The sequence below is a fragment of the Shigella sp. FJ200513 genome, from assembly GCF_040495915.1.
Lineage (GTDB): Bacteria > Pseudomonadota > Gammaproteobacteria > Enterobacterales > Enterobacteriaceae > ECMA0423.
Map to the genome: position 1 here is coordinate 16,127 of NZ_JBDYCV010000043.1, position 17,565 is coordinate 33,691.

At 50.2% G+C, this 17,565-nt stretch carries 8 protein-coding genes, 1 tRNA gene and 4 pseudogenes; 8 read left to right on the forward strand and 5 right to left on the reverse strand.

Annotated features, from left to right (window positions below; all coding sequences use genetic code 11):
• Positions 1 to 3: 3 nt before the first annotated feature.
• Positions 4 to 693 (forward strand): tRNA (guanosine(18)-2'-O)-methyltransferase TrmH, encoded by a 690-nt coding sequence (gene trmH / locus ABZJ92_RS11380; protein ID WP_001070177.1) that lies wholly within the window; start codon positions 4 to 6, stop codon positions 691 to 693.
• A 5-nt stretch (positions 694 to 698) separates the two neighbouring features.
• Positions 699 to 2,780, forward strand: coding sequence for an ATP-dependent DNA helicase RecG (gene recG, locus ABZJ92_RS11385; RefSeq protein WP_000678442.1), 2,082 nt, complete (start codon positions 699 to 701; stop codon positions 2,778 to 2,780).
• A gap of 33 nt (positions 2,781 to 2,813) precedes the next feature.
• Here the strand turns inward: recG and gltS are convergent, their stop codons facing one another.
• Positions 2,814 to 4,019: a sodium/glutamate symporter gene (gene gltS, locus ABZJ92_RS11390; RefSeq protein WP_000468833.1), complete on the reverse strand. Its 1,206-nt coding sequence runs from the start codon at positions 4,017 to 4,019 to the stop codon at positions 2,814 to 2,816.
• A gap of 279 nt (positions 4,020 to 4,298) precedes the next feature.
• On the opposite strand from gltS, the gene xanP reads away from it, so the two are divergent.
• Both xanP and ABZJ92_RS11400 read left to right on the forward strand, forming a co-directional pair.
• On the forward strand, positions 4,299 to 5,690 hold the full coding sequence (gene xanP, locus ABZJ92_RS11395) for a xanthine/proton symporter XanP (protein WP_001295238.1): 1,392 nt from the start codon (positions 4,299 to 4,301) through the stop codon (positions 5,688 to 5,690).
• Positions 5,691 to 5,810: 120 nt separating this feature from the next.
• Positions 5,811 to 7,520, forward strand: coding sequence for an AsmA family protein (locus ABZJ92_RS11400; RefSeq protein WP_005052151.1), 1,710 nt, complete (start codon positions 5,811 to 5,813; stop codon positions 7,518 to 7,520).
• A 52-nt stretch (positions 7,521 to 7,572) separates the two neighbouring features.
• On the opposite strand, the gene yicI is transcribed toward ABZJ92_RS11400, so the two are convergent.
• Together yicI and ABZJ92_RS11410 are read right to left on the reverse strand one after the other, a co-directional pair.
• Positions 7,573 to 9,891 carry an alpha-xylosidase gene (gene yicI / locus ABZJ92_RS11405; protein WP_000702915.1) on the reverse strand — a complete coding sequence of 773 codons (2,319 nt, stop codon included), beginning with the start codon at positions 9,889 to 9,891 and terminating at the stop codon, positions 7,573 to 7,575.
• A gap of 9 nt (positions 9,892 to 9,900) precedes the next feature.
• Positions 9,901 to 11,284 (reverse strand): annotated as a pseudogene (locus tag ABZJ92_RS11410) (glycoside-pentoside-hexuronide family transporter).
• Between the two features lie 292 nt (positions 11,285 to 11,576).
• On the opposite strand from ABZJ92_RS11410, the gene ABZJ92_RS11415 reads away from it, so the two are divergent.
• The 3 genes from ABZJ92_RS11415 to ABZJ92_RS11425 all read left to right on the forward strand — a co-directional run bounded on the left by ABZJ92_RS11415 (position 11,577) and on the right by ABZJ92_RS11425 (position 14,609).
• Positions 11,577 to 11,671 (forward strand) — tRNA-Sec (locus ABZJ92_RS11415).
• Positions 11,672 to 11,942: 271 nt separating this feature from the next.
• Positions 11,943 to 13,154: a tyrosine-type recombinase/integrase gene (locus tag ABZJ92_RS11420; protein WP_001088899.1), complete on the forward strand. Its 1,212-nt coding sequence runs from the start codon at positions 11,943 to 11,945 to the stop codon at positions 13,152 to 13,154.
• A 411-nt stretch (positions 13,155 to 13,565) separates the two neighbouring features.
• Positions 13,566 to 14,609, forward strand: a complete 1,044-nt coding sequence (locus ABZJ92_RS11425) for a tetratricopeptide repeat protein (RefSeq protein WP_000999840.1) — start codon at positions 13,566 to 13,568, stop codon at positions 14,607 to 14,609.
• A gap of 143 nt (positions 14,610 to 14,752) precedes the next feature.
• On the opposite strand, the pseudogene ABZJ92_RS22465 reads toward ABZJ92_RS11425, so the two are convergent.
• Positions 14,753 to 14,923: pseudogene (locus ABZJ92_RS22465) on the reverse strand (phosphoethanolamine transferase); the annotation flags it as partial.
• A 200-nt stretch (positions 14,924 to 15,123) separates the two neighbouring features.
• Between ABZJ92_RS22465 and ABZJ92_RS11430 the strand changes: the two are divergent.
• Positions 15,124 to 15,552 (forward strand): annotated as a pseudogene (locus ABZJ92_RS11430) (DNA helicase); the annotation flags it as partial.
• A gap of 29 nt (positions 15,553 to 15,581) precedes the next feature.
• Here the strand turns inward: ABZJ92_RS11430 and ABZJ92_RS11435 are convergent.
• Positions 15,582 to 16,733 (reverse strand): annotated as a pseudogene (locus tag ABZJ92_RS11435) (IS3-like element ISEc16 family transposase).
• Between the last annotated feature and the right edge of the window lie 832 nt (positions 16,734 to 17,565).

Genomic DNA, 17,565 nt, shown 5'->3' on the forward strand with positions numbered 1-17,565 from the left:
TTTATGAACCCAACACGTTATGCACGCATCTGCGAAATGCTCGCCAGGCGGCAGCCTGATCTGACCGTCTGCATGGAGCAGGTCCACAAACCTCATAACGTTTCTGCGATTATTCGTACCGCAGATGCCGTTGGCGTACATGAAGTTCACGCCGTCTGGCCTGGTAGCCGCATGCGCACCATGGCTTCGGCAGCGGCGGGTAGTAACAGCTGGGTACAGGTGAAAACACACCGCACCATTGGCGATGCCGTCGCTCATCTCAAAGGCCAGGGCATGCAGATTCTGGCAACCCATCTTTCTGATAATGCTGTCGATTTCCGCGAAATTGATTACACTCGCCCGACCTGCATTTTGATGGGACAGGAGAAAACGGGCATCACGCAGGAAGCATTGGCCCTGGCGGATCAGGACATCATCATTCCGATGATCGGCATGGTGCAGTCGCTGAATGTTTCCGTTGCCTCAGCCCTCATTCTTTACGAAGCCCAGCGTCAGCGGCAAAATGCAGGCATGTACCTGCGTGAAAACAGCATGTTGCCGGAAGCAGAGCAACAACGCCTGTTGTTTGAAGGCGGCTATCCGGTGCTGGCGAAAGTCGCAAAACGCAAAGGCCTGCCTTATCCCCACGTCAATCAGCAAGGCGAGATCGAAGCTGATGCCGACTGGTGGGCTACTATGCAGGCTGCAGGGTAAGTGCCATGAAAGGTCGCCTGTTAGATGCTGTCCCACTCAGTTCCCTAACGGGCGTTGGCGCAGCACTTAGTAACAAACTGGCGAAAATCAACCTGCATACCGTGCAGGATCTACTCTTACACCTTCCCCTGCGCTACGAAGATCGCACCCATCTCTACCCCATCGGAGAACTACTGCCGGGCGTTTATGCCACGGTGGAAGGCGAAGTGCTGAACTGCAATATCTCCTTCGGCGGTCGGCGGATGATGACCTGCCAGATCAGCGACGGTTCCGGCATCCTCACCATGCGCTTTTTCAATTTCAGCGCGGCAATGAAAAATAGCCTGGCGACGGGCCGCCGTGTACTGGCTTATGGCGAAGCAAAGCGCGGTAAATATGGTGCGGAGATGATCCACCCGGAATACCGCGTGCAGGGCGATCTCAGCACGCCAGAATTACAGGAAACGCTCACGCCGGTTTATCCAACAACGGAAGGCGTAAAGCAGGCCACGCTGCGTAAATTAACCGACCAGGCGCTGGATCTGCTCGACACCTGCGCCATTGAAGAACTCCTGCCGCCGGAACTGTCACAAGGAATGATGACGCTACCGGAAGCGTTGCGCACTTTGCACCGCCCGCCACCGACGCTACAGCTTAGCGATCTGGAAACCGGGCAGCATCCGGCGCAACGTCGTCTGATTCTGGAAGAACTGCTGGCGCACAACCTCAGCATGTTAGCCTTACGTGCCGGAGCACAGCGTTTTCATGCCCAGCCGCTGAGCGCCAATGACACGCTGAAAAATAAACTCCTCGCCGCCTTACCGTTCAAGCCAACGGGCGCACAGGCACGCGTAGTGGCGGAGATCGAGCATGATATGGCGCTGGATGTGCCGATGATGCGCCTGGTACAGGGCGATGTAGGTTCCGGTAAAACGCTGGTCGCCGCCCTCGCCGCGCTGCGTGCGATTGCCCACGGCAAACAGGTGGCACTGATGGCACCAACCGAATTACTCGCCGAGCAGCACGCCAATAACTTCCGCAACTGGTTTGCACCGCTCGGTATCGAAGTGGGCTGGCTCGCCGGTAAGCAGAAAGGCAAAGCGCGACTGTCTCAGCAGGAAGCCATCGCCAGCGGTCAGGTGCAGATGATTGTCGGTACACACGCCATCTTCCAGGAACAGGTGCAGTTTAACGGCCTGGCGCTGGTGATTATCGACGAACAGCATCGTTTTGGCGTGCATCAGCGTCTGGCATTGTGGGAGAAAGGCCAGCAGCAGGGCTTCCATCCGCATCAGTTGATCATGACCGCCACGCCGATCCCCCGCACGCTGGCAATGACGGCGTATGCCGATCTCGATACCTCGGTGATAGATGAGCTGCCGCCAGGCCGCACGCCAGTGACTACGGTCGCTATTCCTGATACCCGCCGTACCGACATCATTGACCGCGTGCGCCACGCCTGCATAACTGAAGGTCGTCAGGCGTACTGGGTTTGTACGTTGATTGAAGAGTCAGAGTTACTGGAAGCGCAGGCGGCGGAAGCTACCTGGGAAGAGTTGAAACTGGCGCTACCAGAATTGAATGTTGGCCTGGTACACGGGCGGATGAAACCAGCCGAGAAACAGGCGGTGATGGCGTCGTTTAAACAAGGTGAGCTACATCTGCTGGTTGCCACTACCGTTATTGAAGTCGGTGTTGATGTGCCTAACGCCAGCCTGATGATTATCGAAAACCCTGAGCGTCTGGGTCTGGCGCAGTTACACCAGCTGCGCGGGCGCGTAGGTCGTGGCGCGGTGGCTTCTCACTGCGTGCTGCTCTACAAAACGCCGCTTTCTAAAACGGCGCAAATTCGCCTGCAAGTGCTGCGCGACAGTAACGACGGTTTTGTGATTGCGCAAAAAGATCTGGAGATTCGCGGCCCTGGCGAATTGTTAGGCACGCGTCAGACGGGTAATGCTGAATTTAAAGTGGCGGATTTACTGCGCGATCAGGCGATGATCCCGGAAGTTCAGCGCCTGGCGCGACATATTCACGAACGTTACCCACAACAGGCAAAAGCCTTGATAGAACGCTGGATGCCGGAGACAGAACGTTACTCGAATGCGTAAAAGGCGGCGGTGAGAAGACCGCCGCTTCATCGGTTAACCGGCAAAAATCGGCAACATTAAATACAGCTTAATCACCAGCGCATTGACGATATCGATAAAGAACGCACCGACCATCGGCACCACCAAAAACGCCATGTGCGACGGGCCAAAGCGTTCAGTGATCGCCTGCATGTTGGCGATTGCCGTTGGCGTTGCACCGAGGCCAAAACCACAGTGACCCGCAGCCAGCACTGCCGCATCGTAGTTTTTGCCCATCATGCGCCAGGTAACGAAGATGGCATACAACGCCATGAAGATGGTCTGTACCACCAGAATCGCCAGCATCGGCAGCGCCAGCGAAGCCAGCTCCCACAGTTTCAGCCCCATCAACGCCATCGCCAGGAACAACGACAAGCTTACGTTACCCAGCACGGATACCGCACGCTCAAAGACGCGGTAAAAGCCCATTATTGACAGACCGTTGCTCAGAATCACGCCAACAAACAGTACACAGACGAAGGTCGGCAGTTCAAAAGCAGTGCCAGCCAAAAGTTGCGCAACAATTTTCCCCACCGTCAGGCAGATAGCAATCAGCGCGATAGTTTCAATCAGCACCAACGAGGTGATCATGCGTCCCACATCCGGCTTTTCAAACGCCGTCGGGACTTCCTGGTCATCCGGAATACCGTTCGGCGTGGTGGAGTGTTTCACCAGATAGCGCGCCACCGGACCGCCAATCAAGCCGCCCAGCACCAGACCGAACGTTGCACAGGCCATCGCCACTTCCGTCGCATTGGTGAAGCCATAACGTTCAATGAACAATTTACTCCACGCAGCGCCCGTACCGTGACCGCCGGAAAGCGTAATAGAACCGGCCAACAGCCCCATCAGCGGATCAAGCCCTAACAGGCTAGCCATACCAATGCCAATGGCATTTTGCATCACCAACAGACCAACAACCACAATCAAGAAGATGCCAACCACACGCCCACCGGCACGCAAACTGGCAATGTTGGCGTTCAGGCCAATGGTGGCGAAGAAAGCCAGCATTAACGGATCGCGCAGGGACATATCAAAGTTGACTTCCCAGCCCATGCTTTTTTTCAGTACTAGTAGCGCCAGCGCCACCAACAAACCACCCGCAACAGGTTCCGGTATGGTGTATTTCTTCAAAAAGGAGACGGAATGGACCAACTTACGCCCGAGCAGCAACGTCAGCGTTGCGGCAACAAGCGTTGCTAAAGTATCGAGATGAAACATAGTTACTCCTTTGTATCCGCATCACTCTTTCATACTCGTCATACTTCATCGCGCAGTGGCAACTTCATGAACTATGACGGGTATCGAGTTATGCTTTCCTGGGTCAAATTCTCAGCTGTTAATGAACAAATGGCATGGATTTTAAGCAGAAAAATACCAAAAGTTATATAAAAAAGTGCATTTATCTCATTTAAATATTTAGATGAGGATGTGGCAAACGTTTGCTTTTCTCTTTCGGTCAGCTAAAATGCCCGCTTTGCTACCACGGGATTGTTTTCGATGTCTGTTTCCACCCTCGAGTCAGAAAATGCGCAACCGGTTGCTCAGACTCAAAACAGCGAACTGATTTACCGTCTTGAAGATCGTCCGCCGCTTCCTCAAACCCTGTTTGCCGCCTGTCAGCATCTGCTGGCGATGTTCGTTGCGGTGATCACGCCAGCGCTATTAATCTGCCAGGCGCTGGGTTTACCGGCACAAGACACGCAACACATTATTAGTATGTCGCTGTTTGCCTCCGGTGTGGCATCGATTATTCAAATTAAGGCCTGGGGTCCGGTTGGCTCCGGGCTGTTGTCTATTCAGGGCACCAGCTTCAACTTTGTTGCCCCGCTGATTATGGGCGGTACCGCGCTGAAAACCGGTGGTGCTGATGTTCCTACCATGATGGCGGCTTTGTTCGGCACGTTGATGCTGGCAAGTTGCACCGAGATGGTGATCTCCCGCGTTCTGCATCTGGCGCGCCGCATTATTACGCCGCTGGTTTCTGGCGTTGTGGTGATGATTATCGGCCTGTCGCTAATTCAGGTGGGGCTGACCTCCATTGGCGGCGGTTACGCAGCCATGAGCGATAACACCTTCGGCGCACCGAAAAATCTGCTGCTGGCAGGCGTGGTTTTAGCCTTAATTATCCTGCTTAACCGTCAACGTAACCCTTACTTACGCGTGGCCTCACTGGTAATTGCGATGGCGGCCGGATATGCGCTGGCGTGGTTTATGGGCATGTTGCCAGAAAGCAACGAACCGATGACGCAAGAACTGATTATGGTGCCAACGCCGCTCTATTACGGTCTTGGCATTGAATGGAGTCTGCTGCTGCCGCTGATGCTGGTCTTTATGATCACTTCGCTGGAAACCATTGGCGATATCACGGCGACCTCTGACGTTTCCGAACAGCCAGTGTCCGGTCCGCTGTACATGAAACGCCTGAAAGGCGGCGTGCTGGCAAACGGCCTGAACTCGTTTGTTTCGGCGGTGTTTAACACCTTCCCGAACTCCTGCTTCGGGCAAAACAACGGAGTGATCCAGTTGACTGGTGTTGCCAGCCGCTATGTCGGTTTTGTCGTCGCGCTGATGTTGATCGTGCTGGGTCTGTTCCCGGCAGTGAGCGGTTTTGTACAACACATTCCAGAACCGGTTCTGGGCGGCGCAACGCTTGTAATGTTTGGCACCATCGCCGCCTCCGGTGTGCGTATCGTTTCTCGTGAGCCGCTGAACCGTCGGGCGATTCTGATTATCGCGCTGTCGCTGGCGGTTGGTCTGGGCGTGTCTCAGCAGCCGCTGATTTTGCAGTTTGCCCCTGAATGGCTGAAAAACCTGCTCTCCTCCGGGATCGCCGCGGGCGGTATTACTGCCATCGTGCTGAATCTGATTTTCCCACCAGAAAAACAGTAATTCACTGGCGGCGGTAAGATAATTACCGCCGCAGTCTCACCTCTTTCACCATTCCCGCCTTGAGGATTGCGCGTAAATCGTGCATAACTCCCTTATGTGCATTTCACGGGATGGAAGACCATGAAATTTATTGGGAAGCTGCTTCTCTACATTCTCATCGCTCTGTTAGTGGTGATCGCTGGCCTCTATTTTCTTCTGCAAACCCGCTGGGGAGCAGAACATATCAGCGCATGGGTTTCCGAGAATAGCGACTATCATCTGGCCTTCGGGGCGATGGATCACCGTTTTTCCGCGCCATCTCATATCGTGCTGGAGAATGTCACGTTTGGTCGTGATGGTCAGCCCGCGCCCCTGGTGGCAAAAAGTGTCGACATTGCGCTAAGCAGTCGCCAACTGACCGAACCACGCCATGTCGATACCATCCTGCTGGAAAACGGGACGCTGAATCTCACCGACCAGACCGCGCCGCTACCGTTCAAAGCCGATCGTCTGCAACTGCGTGATATGGCGTTTAATAGCCCGAATAGCGAATGGAAACTGAGCGCGCAGCGGGTAAATGGCGGCGTGGTTCCGTGGTCACCAGAAGCCGGTAAAGTGCTGGGTACGAAGGCGCAGATTCAGTTTAGTGCCGGATCGCTTTCGCTCAATGATGTTCCTGCCACCAATGTACTGATTGAAGGCAGTATTGATAACGATCGCGTTACGCTGACTAACCTGGGTGCCGACATCGCCCGCGGGACATTAACCGGAAACGCGCAGCGTAACGCCGACGGCAGCTGGCAAGTGGAAAATCTGCGCATGGCGGATATCCGTCTACAAAGCGAAAAATCGCTAACCGACTTCTTTGCGCCATTACGCTCTGTCCCGTCGTTGCAGATTGGTCGCTTGGAAGTCATCGATGCTCGTCTGCAAGGTCCGGACTGGGCGGTGACCGACCTCGATCTCAGCTTGCGCAACATGACCTTCAGTAAAGATGACTGGCAGACACAGGAAGGCAAACTGTCGATGAACGCCAGCGAGTTCATTTATGGTTCGCTGCATTTATTTGACCCGATTATAAACGCGGAATTTTCCCCGCAGGGCGTAGCGCTGCGCCAGTTCACCAGCCGCTGGGAAGGGGGTATGGTCAGAACGTCAGGGAACTGGCTGCGTGACGGTAAAACGTTGATCCTTGATGATGCGGCAATTGCCGGGCTGGAATATACCTTGCCGAAAAACTGGCAACAGTTGTGGATGGAAACGACACCCGGTTGGTTAAACAGCCTGCAACTGAAGAGATTTAGCGCCAGCCGCAATCTGATCATTGATATCGACCCTGACTTCCCGTGGCAGCTCACCGCGCTCGATGGTTACGGTGCCAACCTGACGCTGGTTACCGATCATAAATGGGGCGTCTGGAGTGGCTCGGCGAATCTGAATGCCGCCGCCGCGACATTCAATCGTGTTGATGTTCGTCGCCCGTCGCTGGCGCTGACCGCCAACAGCAGCACGGTGAATATCAGCGAACTGAGTGCATTTACTGAAAAAGGCATTCTGGAAGCCACCGCAAGTGTTTCACAAACGCCACAACGTCAGACCCATATCAGCCTGAATGGACGCGGTGTGCCGGTGAATATTTTGCAACAATGGGGATGGCCTGAATTACCGTTGACTGGCGACGGCAATATTCAGCTTACCGCCAGTGGAGATATTCAGGCCAATGCCCCGCTGAAACCTACGGTTAGCGGGCAATTGCATGCCGTGAACGCCGCAAAGCAGCAAGTGACTCAAACCATGAATGCGGGCGTCGTTTCCAGCGGTGAAGTTACATCGACGGAGCCGGTGCGGTAAACATCAATCTCGCCGGGTACGACTCAGACGTACCCGGCATTCCGTCAATAGATTACAACGTAATTGTCAGCGCATTCCCTTGAGGCGTCACCACCAGCCCCTGCTCACTTTCAGCCTGCGAACCGCCTTGCAGACCATTTACTTTCACAACATTGCGCAAGCACAGCGTCCAGTTCTTCGCCTCGCCCGCACCAGTCACAGTAATCGTGTTGCCAGTACGTGCTGCTTTTAAAGTAAAGATCACCGATCCGTCAGCAGCAGGCACTTCACAGACGGCTTCATGCCCGTCTTGCAGATTAAAGAGGTGGAATGCCGTGCCTTCGTGCCACACGTAATCGGGACGTTGATCGTTGTTGCCCAGCGCCAGTAGAGTGTTATCACGCACATAAACGGGCAGACTCAGGAAGCCGTGCTGCTGTTTATGCCAGCGACTACCGTCGAGTTCATCGTTGTGCCACAGGTGTGTCCAGCGACCTTCCGGCAGGTAGAACTGCACATCGCCCGCTTCAGTGAACACCGGCGCAACCATCACGTTGTCGCCTAACATGTATTGACGGTCAAGGTAATCACAAGCCGGATCGTCCGGGAACTCCATCATCATGGCCCGCATCATCGGCGTACCCCGCGCGTTCGCACGCGCAGCTTCACGATACAGATACGGCATCATGCGGCATTTCAGTTGCGTGAAGAAGCGCACCACATCACAGGACTCATCATCGTAGGCCCACGGCACACGATAAGATTTGCTACCGTGTAAACGGCTATGGCTGGAGAGCAAACCAAACGCGCACCAGCGTTTGTAAACGTGCGCCGGAGCGGTATTTTCAAAGCCGCCGATATCGTGGCTCCAGAAGCCAAAACCTGAAAGGCCAATAGACAAACCACCGCGCAGGCTTTCCGCCATTGATTCGTAGTTAGCGTAACAATCGCCACCCCAGTGTACCGGGAATTTCTGCGCACCGACGGAGGCCGAGCGGGCAAACAAGACAGCTTCTTCCTCACCAACGGTGTCCTTGAGCACGTTCCACACCAGTTCGTTGTAGATGTACGCATAATGGTTATGCATTTTCTGCGAATCGGAACCGTCAAACCACTGAACATCAATTGGGATACGTTCGCCAAAGTCGGTCTTAAAGCAATCAACGCCCATCGCGACCAGACCTTTCAGTTTGTCGGCGTACCATTTGCAGGCATCCGGATTGGTAAAGTCATAAATCGCCAGACCTGGCTGCCATTTATCCCACTGCCATAGCGAACCGTCCGGGCGTTTGAGTAAATAGCCTTTCTCTTGTAACTCTTTAAAGACGGGGGATTTTTGACCGATATAGGGGTTAATCCAGACGCAGATTTTCAGCCCTTTCGCTTTCAGGCGGCGGATCATCCCTTCCGGGTCAGGGAAAGTCAGCGGGTCCCACTCAAAATCGCACCACTGGAAGGCTTTCATCCAGAAACAGTCAAAGTGGAAAACATGCAGCGGCAGATTGCGTTCCGCCATACCATCGATAAAGCTGTTTACCGTCGCTTCGTCGTAGTTGGTGGTAAATGAAGTGGTTAGCCACAGGCCGAAGGACCACGGGGGCGGCAGCGCCGGACGACCAGTAAAGCGGGTATAACGATCAAGTACCGCTTTCGGCGTCGGGCCGTCGATAACAAAGTATTCGAGATATTCACTCTCAACGCTGAACTGCACTTTGGAGACTTTCTCCGATCCCACTTCAAAAGAGACACACTGGGGATGATTGACCAGTACCCCATAACCACGGTTAGTCATGTAGAACGGGATATTTTTATACGCCTGTTCAGTACTTGTGCCGCCGTCCCGGTTCCAGGTCTCTACCGTCTGGCCATTGCGCACCAGGGCAGTAAAGCGCTCTCCCAGACCGTAAACTGTTTCGCCAACGCCAAGATCAAGCCGCTCAAACATATAATTGCGTTGATTATTCGTGTCCTGCACGTAGCCATTATTTTTCACCTGACTACCGGTAATACGTTCGCCGTTGCGCAGAAAATCCAGTGACCAGAACTCACCTTTGCTGACACGCGCGCTTAAGTTGCCACTTTTAAACTCAGCATAACGTTCTGTGTTTTCGATTGTGACCTTCACGTCCTGCAAAATATTGAGCGGATAATGAGGACCGTTATTCAGCGCCCCCTGAAAATGCTCAATCCGCACACCGACAATACCTTCCTGTGGGGAGAAAAAGCGCAGCGTAAATAAAGGCGTATCAAGCTGCCAGGTACGTTCACGCACATCACGGGGGGCAGCATAGACCACCATTTCATTATCCTGCTGTTCAACCTCGAATACCTGAAGCGGGTGAATCAAATTGAGGCCAGGTTGAATCAACCAGTTTCCATCGCTAATTTTCATTGCCGTTCCTTAGTTCTGCACTTCTTGAGAGGTGAATTGTTGCTGGCAACGGCGTTTACCCTGAGCCAGCTGTTCCATAACGGTTTTCAGATTGTGCGTCGTGAGTGAGTAGTAGCGTTTAGCGATAATCGCGCTCAGCAAATAACAGATCGCCGGAACAATCGTGAATAGCGCAATAATGATGCTAATCGTGGCGCTGTTCTGCGCTTTTTCTGCCGCATCATATCCGCCATAAGCCAGCATCCAGCCGATAAGAGCGCCGCCGAAGGCCAACCCCAGTTTGAGCACAAACAGCGTGCCAGCAAAACTGATCCCGGTCAGGCGTTTACCATTGCACCACTCGCCGTAGTCGACGGTATCGAACATCATTACCCACTGGATAGGTGTCACCAGTTGATGCAACACACCAATCACGAAGATGAAGACAAACATAGTGATGCTGGCCTGCATGGGAACAAAGAACATCGCGAGGCTAATCACTGCCAGCAGGGCGTTCGTCCACCAGAAGATAGTGACTTTACATTTCCAGTCGGTCAGAGGTTTTGCCAGTGCGGAACCAATCAGGTTACCCACGCAATAAGTGGTGAGAAAAGCGACAAACACTTCCGGCGTGCCCAAAATCCATGTGACGTAATACATCATCGCCCCACCGCGTACGCACACCGCCAGGATATTGAAAATGGTTAGTAAACCGACAATCCGCCACTGGTCGTTTTGCCAGATATCACGTAAATCTTCCCGCATAGACGTTGTTGTAGGTGGTGCTTCAACGCGTTCTTTAGTGGTGAAGAAACAAAATGCCAGCATCATGAATGCCACCACGGAAAGGACCACGATACCGCCCTGGAAACCGAGTGGTTTATTATCACCGCCAATTAAATTAACCAGTGGCATCATCAGAACAGTAGAAAGCATGCCTCCCGCGGTCGCCAGCACAAAACGCCAGGATTGCAGCGAGATACGCTGAGTCGGGTCATTGGTGATTACACCACCCAATGCGCAGTAAGGGATATTGACGACGGTATAAAGTAAGGTAAGTTAGGGTGTAAGTAATTGCTGCATAGATCATTTTGCCGTTCATACTGAGATCTGGCGTGCTATAGGCCAGTACACAGACGATCCCGAATGGCAGTGCGCCAAACAGTACCCACGGACGAAATTTACCCCAGCGAGAGCGCGTTCGATCGGCCAACAACCCCATGCAAGGATCGGAAATCGCATCCAGTGCACGAGCGACCAAAAACATGGTTCCGACAAATCCGGCAGGAATGCCAAAAATATCGGTATAAAAGAACATCATATATAACATTACGTTATCGAAAATAATGTGGCTGGCGGCGTCTCCCATGCCATAACCAATTTTCTCTTTAACGGACAACACTTCACTCCTCATCTGCTTTTCCTTGATGCTATAGGGGTGCTGAGACCGATAACGCATTTTGTAAACCATCCCTGTGAGAGCGAATATTCCGATATCTGGTTATTAATTTATGATTCTTGTTTTATGTGATCGTGGTAGCGTTAATTCCGCTCATATATCATTGTAAAATATGGGTTTTATATAAATTATAATGCTTTCGTGATAATACGCTGCGTTTATTAGGCGGAAAAAACTGATCTGGGGGATGTAGAAACTCAAGGAAGTAGCTATAATGCGCCCCGCCTCCATGTAGCAATCGAGGCGCGGAAGATCGTCGTCTCCGGTGAGGCGGCTGGACTTCAAATCCAGTTGGGGCCGCCAGCGGTCCCGGGCAGGTTCGACTCCTGTGATCTTCCGCCAGTTTACCTCTTCTGAACTCTCCCAATGTCAATAAATCTCTTCTAATCCCTTGTATATCAGTATTTATTTGTATCCTGAGGTCAACCTACTTCACCCCGTATCAAGTTTCTTTTGGGGGTACTTTAGGGGGTGTTATTTCCTATTGAAATACAAGCACCCCCATAATAGGAAAAATGTGATACATAACAACGGCTTTTAACAATATCTTTGTTATACAAGGGGTGTATTGGGGGTATCAGGTTAGTTACTGGCAGAAATCCCCCTCAGGAACATGAATTCATCAAAAGCCGGAGGATGTCATGGCATTAACGATATCAAAGTGAAAACCGCAAAACCCAAAGACAAACCCTATAAGCTTGCTGATGGCGGCGGTATGTATCTACTGATTAACACTAATGGTTCTAAATACTGGCGCATGAAGTACCGCTTTGCTGGTAAAGAAAAGATGCTTTCTATTGGCGTATACCCCGATGTAACGCTAGCCGATGCTCGCGAGAAACGCAGTGAAGCCAGGAAACTCCTCGCTGCTGGAGGCGATCCAGGGGAGGCAAAAAAGGAAGAAAAAATCGCGCAGCAAATGAGTCTGAAAAATACGTTCGAGGCTATTGCTCGCGAATGGCACCAGTTAAAAGCTGATCGGTGGTCATTACGCTATCGTGATGAAATCATTGATACCTTTGAAAAAGACATTTTTCCCTACATTGGCAAGCGCCCTATTGCCGAAATCAAACCAATGAAGTTACTGGAAGCACTGCGTAAAATGGAAAAACGTGGAGCTCTGGAGAAAATGCGCAAGGTCCGCCAGCGCTGTGGTGAGGTGTTCCGCTATGCAATTGTTACTGGCCGGGCAGACTATAACCCAGCCCCCGATCTTGCCAGTGCTTTAGCTACACCGAAAAAAGTACATTTTCCCTTTCTTACTGCTAATGAACTTCCCCACTTCCTCAACGATCTGGCGGGTTATACCGGAAGTATAATCACTAAGACAGCTACTCAGATCATTATGTTAACCGGCGTACGAACACAAGAACTGCGTTTTGCACGCTGGGAAGATATCGATTTTGAGACAAAATTGTGGGAGATCCCGGCAGAAGTAATGAAGATGAAGCGACCTCATATTGTGCCGCTCTCTGAGCAGGTCATTATGCTATTTAAGCAGCTTGAACCAATCTCAAAACATCATCCCCTAGTCTTTATCGGTAGAAATGATCCCCGCAAACCAATTAGTAAGGAAAGCATTAACCAAGTAATTGAATTACTTGGATATAAGGGAAGACTCACAGGGCACGGTTTCAGACACACCATGAGTACAATTCTGCATGAACAAGGCTTTAATTCCGCCTGGATTGAAATGCAGTTAGCTCATGTGGATAAAAATTCCATCAGGGGTACCTATAATCATGCCCTGTATCTCGATGGCCGCCGTGAAATGATGCAATGGTACGCTGATTACATTGATTCACTCTCCAGCCGGGAAAGTTAAGTCAGAAATACTTTTCCCTGATGTTTTCCTCAATTAAGTATTTTATCCTCTGGCCTACAAGGCTGGAGGATTTTTGTTATTATATTATTTTTTTGCGTCTTCAAACTTATTACAAAAACATAATTAAAAACAAATTGACATTTTTAAATTGGCAATTACAAAATACAGCCTTGCAGTTATTTCGATACCTTTAGCAAAGGAATAGTTGATTCAGATATAATTTAGCATTTCAATCATCTGACATCATTATAAAAAATGAGATTCACATAAAGATAAAATTATTGTTCTCAAGGAAAGCATGAAGGGGCTTCGTAAGCAATATTCATTCGGTGCCAAGACAGGACTTGATACACAGAATCTCAACTTTTATGCTCTCAGACTATATCACCACATGTTTTACAGGCTCAGAAAATGAACGATAGATTATGCTTTGAAGTGCACGATAACAAGGGTTATTTCGTATTTCCGGATACCTGGTTTGGCCCATTGCTGGGGGAGTTTGAAGAAGTGCTTGATGCATACGACGCTGATGAAATCAGCGAGACGAGTTACATCAACAAACTCCGACGCCTTGCTCAACGGGAGCCGGACTTTATTGATATACACGCTCATCTGGCATATGCATTTCTGGAACAGAATGCCCCGCGTAAGGCACTGAACGCCGCTCTTAAAGGACTGGCGGCAGGTAATCGTATCATCCCGGAAAGTTTCTGTGGTGAAATAATCTGGATGCATCCCGAAAACCGGCCTTATCTGCGCGCGCTTTATGCAGCAATTCTCGCAAATGTGCACTTACAGCGCCATCAGGATGCGGTTATGCTCACTGATAAAATACTGGCATACAATCCTGAAGATAATCAGGGGGCTCGCTGGTTGTTGGGTTCAGAGCTGTTACGCACCGGCGATCATGAGCGAGCCTTCAGTGTACTGAAAGAGCATGCTGATGAATTTTCACCTTACTGGTATGAACTCGGTCTCCTGCATTTTCTGAACGGGGAACATGTTAAGGCCGCCACAGCTTTTCGCCATGGCTTTGCCACAAACACTTACATCGCAGAAATGCTGTGCGGAAATCTGCATCCATTTCCACTTGCTGTGTGGCATGACTTCTCCGGCTCTCTGGATACGGCAGAAGATTACTATGCAACATACTCACCATTATGGGGACAATATCCGGAAGCATTGCTGTTTGTAAACTGGCTCTATAACCATTCCTCCGTGCTGCATGAACGATCAGAAATCATTAAATGCGCCGAAATGCTGATTCAGGAAGATGATTTCGAAATATGCGAAAGTATTTTAAGACAGCAGGAGCACCTGTGGAAAAGAATTGACAAGACACTTTCTGAGGAAATTGTACAGAAATGCAGAAATATGAACGGTGAATATATCTGGCCCTGGATATTGCCCTTTTCCGCAGCAGGGATGAAACATTCAAGCATCCAGTATCAGTAGATATTGCATTAGTGTAACTTTAAAACAAGTAATAATTTATTATCCAATAATAACACTGTGTTCCTTCCCCAGGTGATTACCCTGGGGTTATTTTCTGAAAGTTTCCTTTGCAAAAGGATAGCGTTGTAAATTACTTTAACGAATTACTCCATGAACTCATTAAAGTTCTTTCGTAATACTTTATCGTCAAACACGTTATAGCTGGCATCAAAAACCACAGATTTACCCTGCCAGCGGGTAATCCCCTCCTCTGGCGTTTTCGGTTGAACTGGTATCCCCGTCCAACACAGGCAGCCATTATAAACAGTAAAAAATTGTATTCGCTGTTATGAAATCAATAGTCCTGACGTACTGTTGAATGTGCTTGTGTTCTGAACCTCGTACAACCAGTACATTTGATATCGAATTATAAACAAAACATTGCATCCAACTTTTTTAATATGGACAATAGTTGTCCATACGGTGGTTTTATATTCGATAAATCAATGGATTTCATTGAGTCACAGGACTGGTAATGGATGAAAATGCTTTAAGGTTTGCCTCATACTGGCGCAACTCGCTTGCAGATGCTGAGTCAGGAAAGGGCTGTTTTGAACGGAAAGACGCCCAAAATTTCACTCACTGGCATGGGATAGCGGCGGGACGTCTTGACGAAGCGATTGTCAATAAATTTTTTAAGGGAGAAAAAGACGATGTCGAAACTGTCAATGTCATCTTACGCCCAAAAGTTTATTTCCGGTTACTGCAGCATGGTAAGGACCGTTCCGCAGGCACGCCTGATATTGTTACACCGATAGTGACGCCAGCCTTGCTAAGCCGTGAGGGTTTTTTATATCCGACGCCAGCGACCTCCATTCCCAGAGACCTGCTTGAACCTTTGCCAAAAGGAGCATTTTCGATTGGTGAGATTGGGCAGTATGACAAATACAAGACGACCCATACTGATCCTACCCACGTAATGTGGACACGGCCCTAAGCGAGATTATGGTTTTCAAATTGTTCCGGGCTGAGACCGCCACAGGCACTGTGACGACGCCAGCGATTGTAATCACACTCGATATAATTAAACACCGTTGCCCGCATTATTTCCCGGCTGCTAAAGCGTTCCCCGTGGATACATTCCACCTTCAGCGAATGAAAGAAGCTTTCCACACAGGCATTGTCATAACAGTAGCCTTTCGCACTCATACTGCCACGCAGGTTGTGTCGCTTCAGCATTGCCTGATAATCCCCTGAACAGTATTGACCACCACGGTCCGTATGAACAATGACGCTTTCCGGGCGTCTTCTCCGCCACAACGCCATTTGCAGTGCATCACAGGCCAGTTGTGCTGTCATTCGCGGTGACATCGACCAGCCAATGACGGCGCGTGACCACAGGTCGATGACTACTGCGAGATACAACCAGCCCTCATCGGTACGCAAGTACGTGATGTCACCCGCCCACTTCTGGTTTCGGGCCACTGGCGCTGAAGTCCTGCTCCAGCAGATTCTCCAATACGGGCAGGCCATGTGCACGGTAGCTGACCGGGCTGAACTTCCGGCTGGCTTTCGCCCGCAGCCCCTGACGACGCAGGCTGGCGGCAATGGTTTTAATATTGAACTCCGGCAGTTCGTCAGCAAGGCGGGGAGCACCGTATCGCTGCTTTGCCTCAAAGAATGCCTTATGGACAGCGGCATCGCAGGTGAGCCGAAACTGTTGGCGCAGGCTCATCTGGTGACGACGCCTGAGCCAGACATACCAGCCGCTGCGGGCAACCCGAAGTACACGACACATCGCTTTGATGCTGAACTCTGCCCGATGATTTTCGATAAAGACATACTTCATTTCAGGCGCTTCGCGAAGTATGTCGCGGCCTTTTGGAGGATGGACAGTTCCTCAGCCTGCTCCGCCAGTTGTCGTTTAAGGCGGACATTTTCAGCGGCCAGTTCGCTTTCGCGCTCTGACGAACTCATTTGTTGCTGCTGTTTACTGCGCCAGGCATAAAGCTGAGATTCATACAGGCTGAGTTCACGGGCTGCGGCGGCCACACCGATGCGTTCAGCGAGTTTCAGGGCTTCGTTACGAAATTCAGGCGTATGTTGTTTACGGGGCTTCTTGCTGATTGATACTGGTTTTGTCATGAGTCACCTCTGGTTGAGAGTTTACTCACTTAGTCCTGTGTCCACTATTGGTGGGTAAGATCACCCTCCATTAAAACTAAAACGGGCGCTTTCTGATATATCATCTGTAAGCGCAGTAATACCATTAGTAGCACCTCGCGCATTGATTATTGAATATTATAACTGGAATGTTATATTTCTTGTTATGATGCTGTTCAGTATTATAATAATGTTATTATCACCAAAGATAACTCATGCAAATGAGAAAGTAATATGTCAAAACAGTGCATCCTTTGTGACCAAAGAGTTTATCTGCGGCACTATACTTGTCTCATTAATACTCAGTTCTCTATTTTGCTACATATCAATATCACCATCAATTTTCATGCATACTTATGGCCTGAGTACTTTTAGTTACTCAATTATTTTCTCCTTCTCAGTTTTATTTTTCATAATCGGAAATCAATTATCAAAGATTGAAAAATTATCCAACCTATGGTTTTTATTACCCAATAGCCAATTTTATCGCATTACAAATAAATGGTTCAAAAACAGGATTTGCCGCATCTATTACAGGTTTTACTCAAACAATAAGCGCTGGTACAATCAGTTTCCTGTCAGTAACCGTAAGCGACAACGGTGTTGGTCCCGGAACTACTTTAGGTCTTGGTTCACTAATAACTTCATTACTGTCAATAGCCGTAATCGCCATTGCAGGAAATAATAAAAAGTAAGTGTACTCTGACTGCGTATGTATCTACTTGAACCGCCCCGGTTTTCCTGGAGAGTGTTTTATCTGTGAACTCAGGCTGCCAGATCATCGTTTCCGATGGAAGCATAATAAGCTTTTTCT

Excerpts from the sequence above, each read along its gene's own strand:
- trmH (WP_001070177.1), top strand. The coding sequence starts at position 4 with ATGAACCCAACACGTTATGCACGCATCTGCGAAATGCTCGCCAGGCGG.
- recG (WP_000678442.1), top strand. The coding sequence starts at position 699 with ATGAAAGGTCGCCTGTTAGATGCTGTCCCACTCAGTTCCCTAACGGGC.
- gltS (WP_000468833.1), bottom strand. The coding sequence starts at position 4,019 with ATGTTTCATCTCGATACTTTAGCAACGCTTGTTGCCGCAACGCTGACG.
- xanP (WP_001295238.1), top strand. The coding sequence starts at position 4,299 with ATGTCTGTTTCCACCCTCGAGTCAGAAAATGCGCAACCGGTTGCTCAG.
- ABZJ92_RS11400 (WP_005052151.1), top strand. The coding sequence starts at position 5,811 with ATGAAATTTATTGGGAAGCTGCTTCTCTACATTCTCATCGCTCTGTTA.
- yicI (WP_000702915.1), bottom strand. The coding sequence starts at position 9,891 with ATGAAAATTAGCGATGGAAACTGGTTGATTCAACCTGGCCTCAATTTG.
- ABZJ92_RS11420 (WP_001088899.1), top strand. The coding sequence starts at position 11,943 with ATGAATTCATCAAAAGCCGGAGGATGTCATGGCATTAACGATATCAAA.
- ABZJ92_RS11425 (WP_000999840.1), top strand. The coding sequence starts at position 13,566 with ATGAACGATAGATTATGCTTTGAAGTGCACGATAACAAGGGTTATTTC.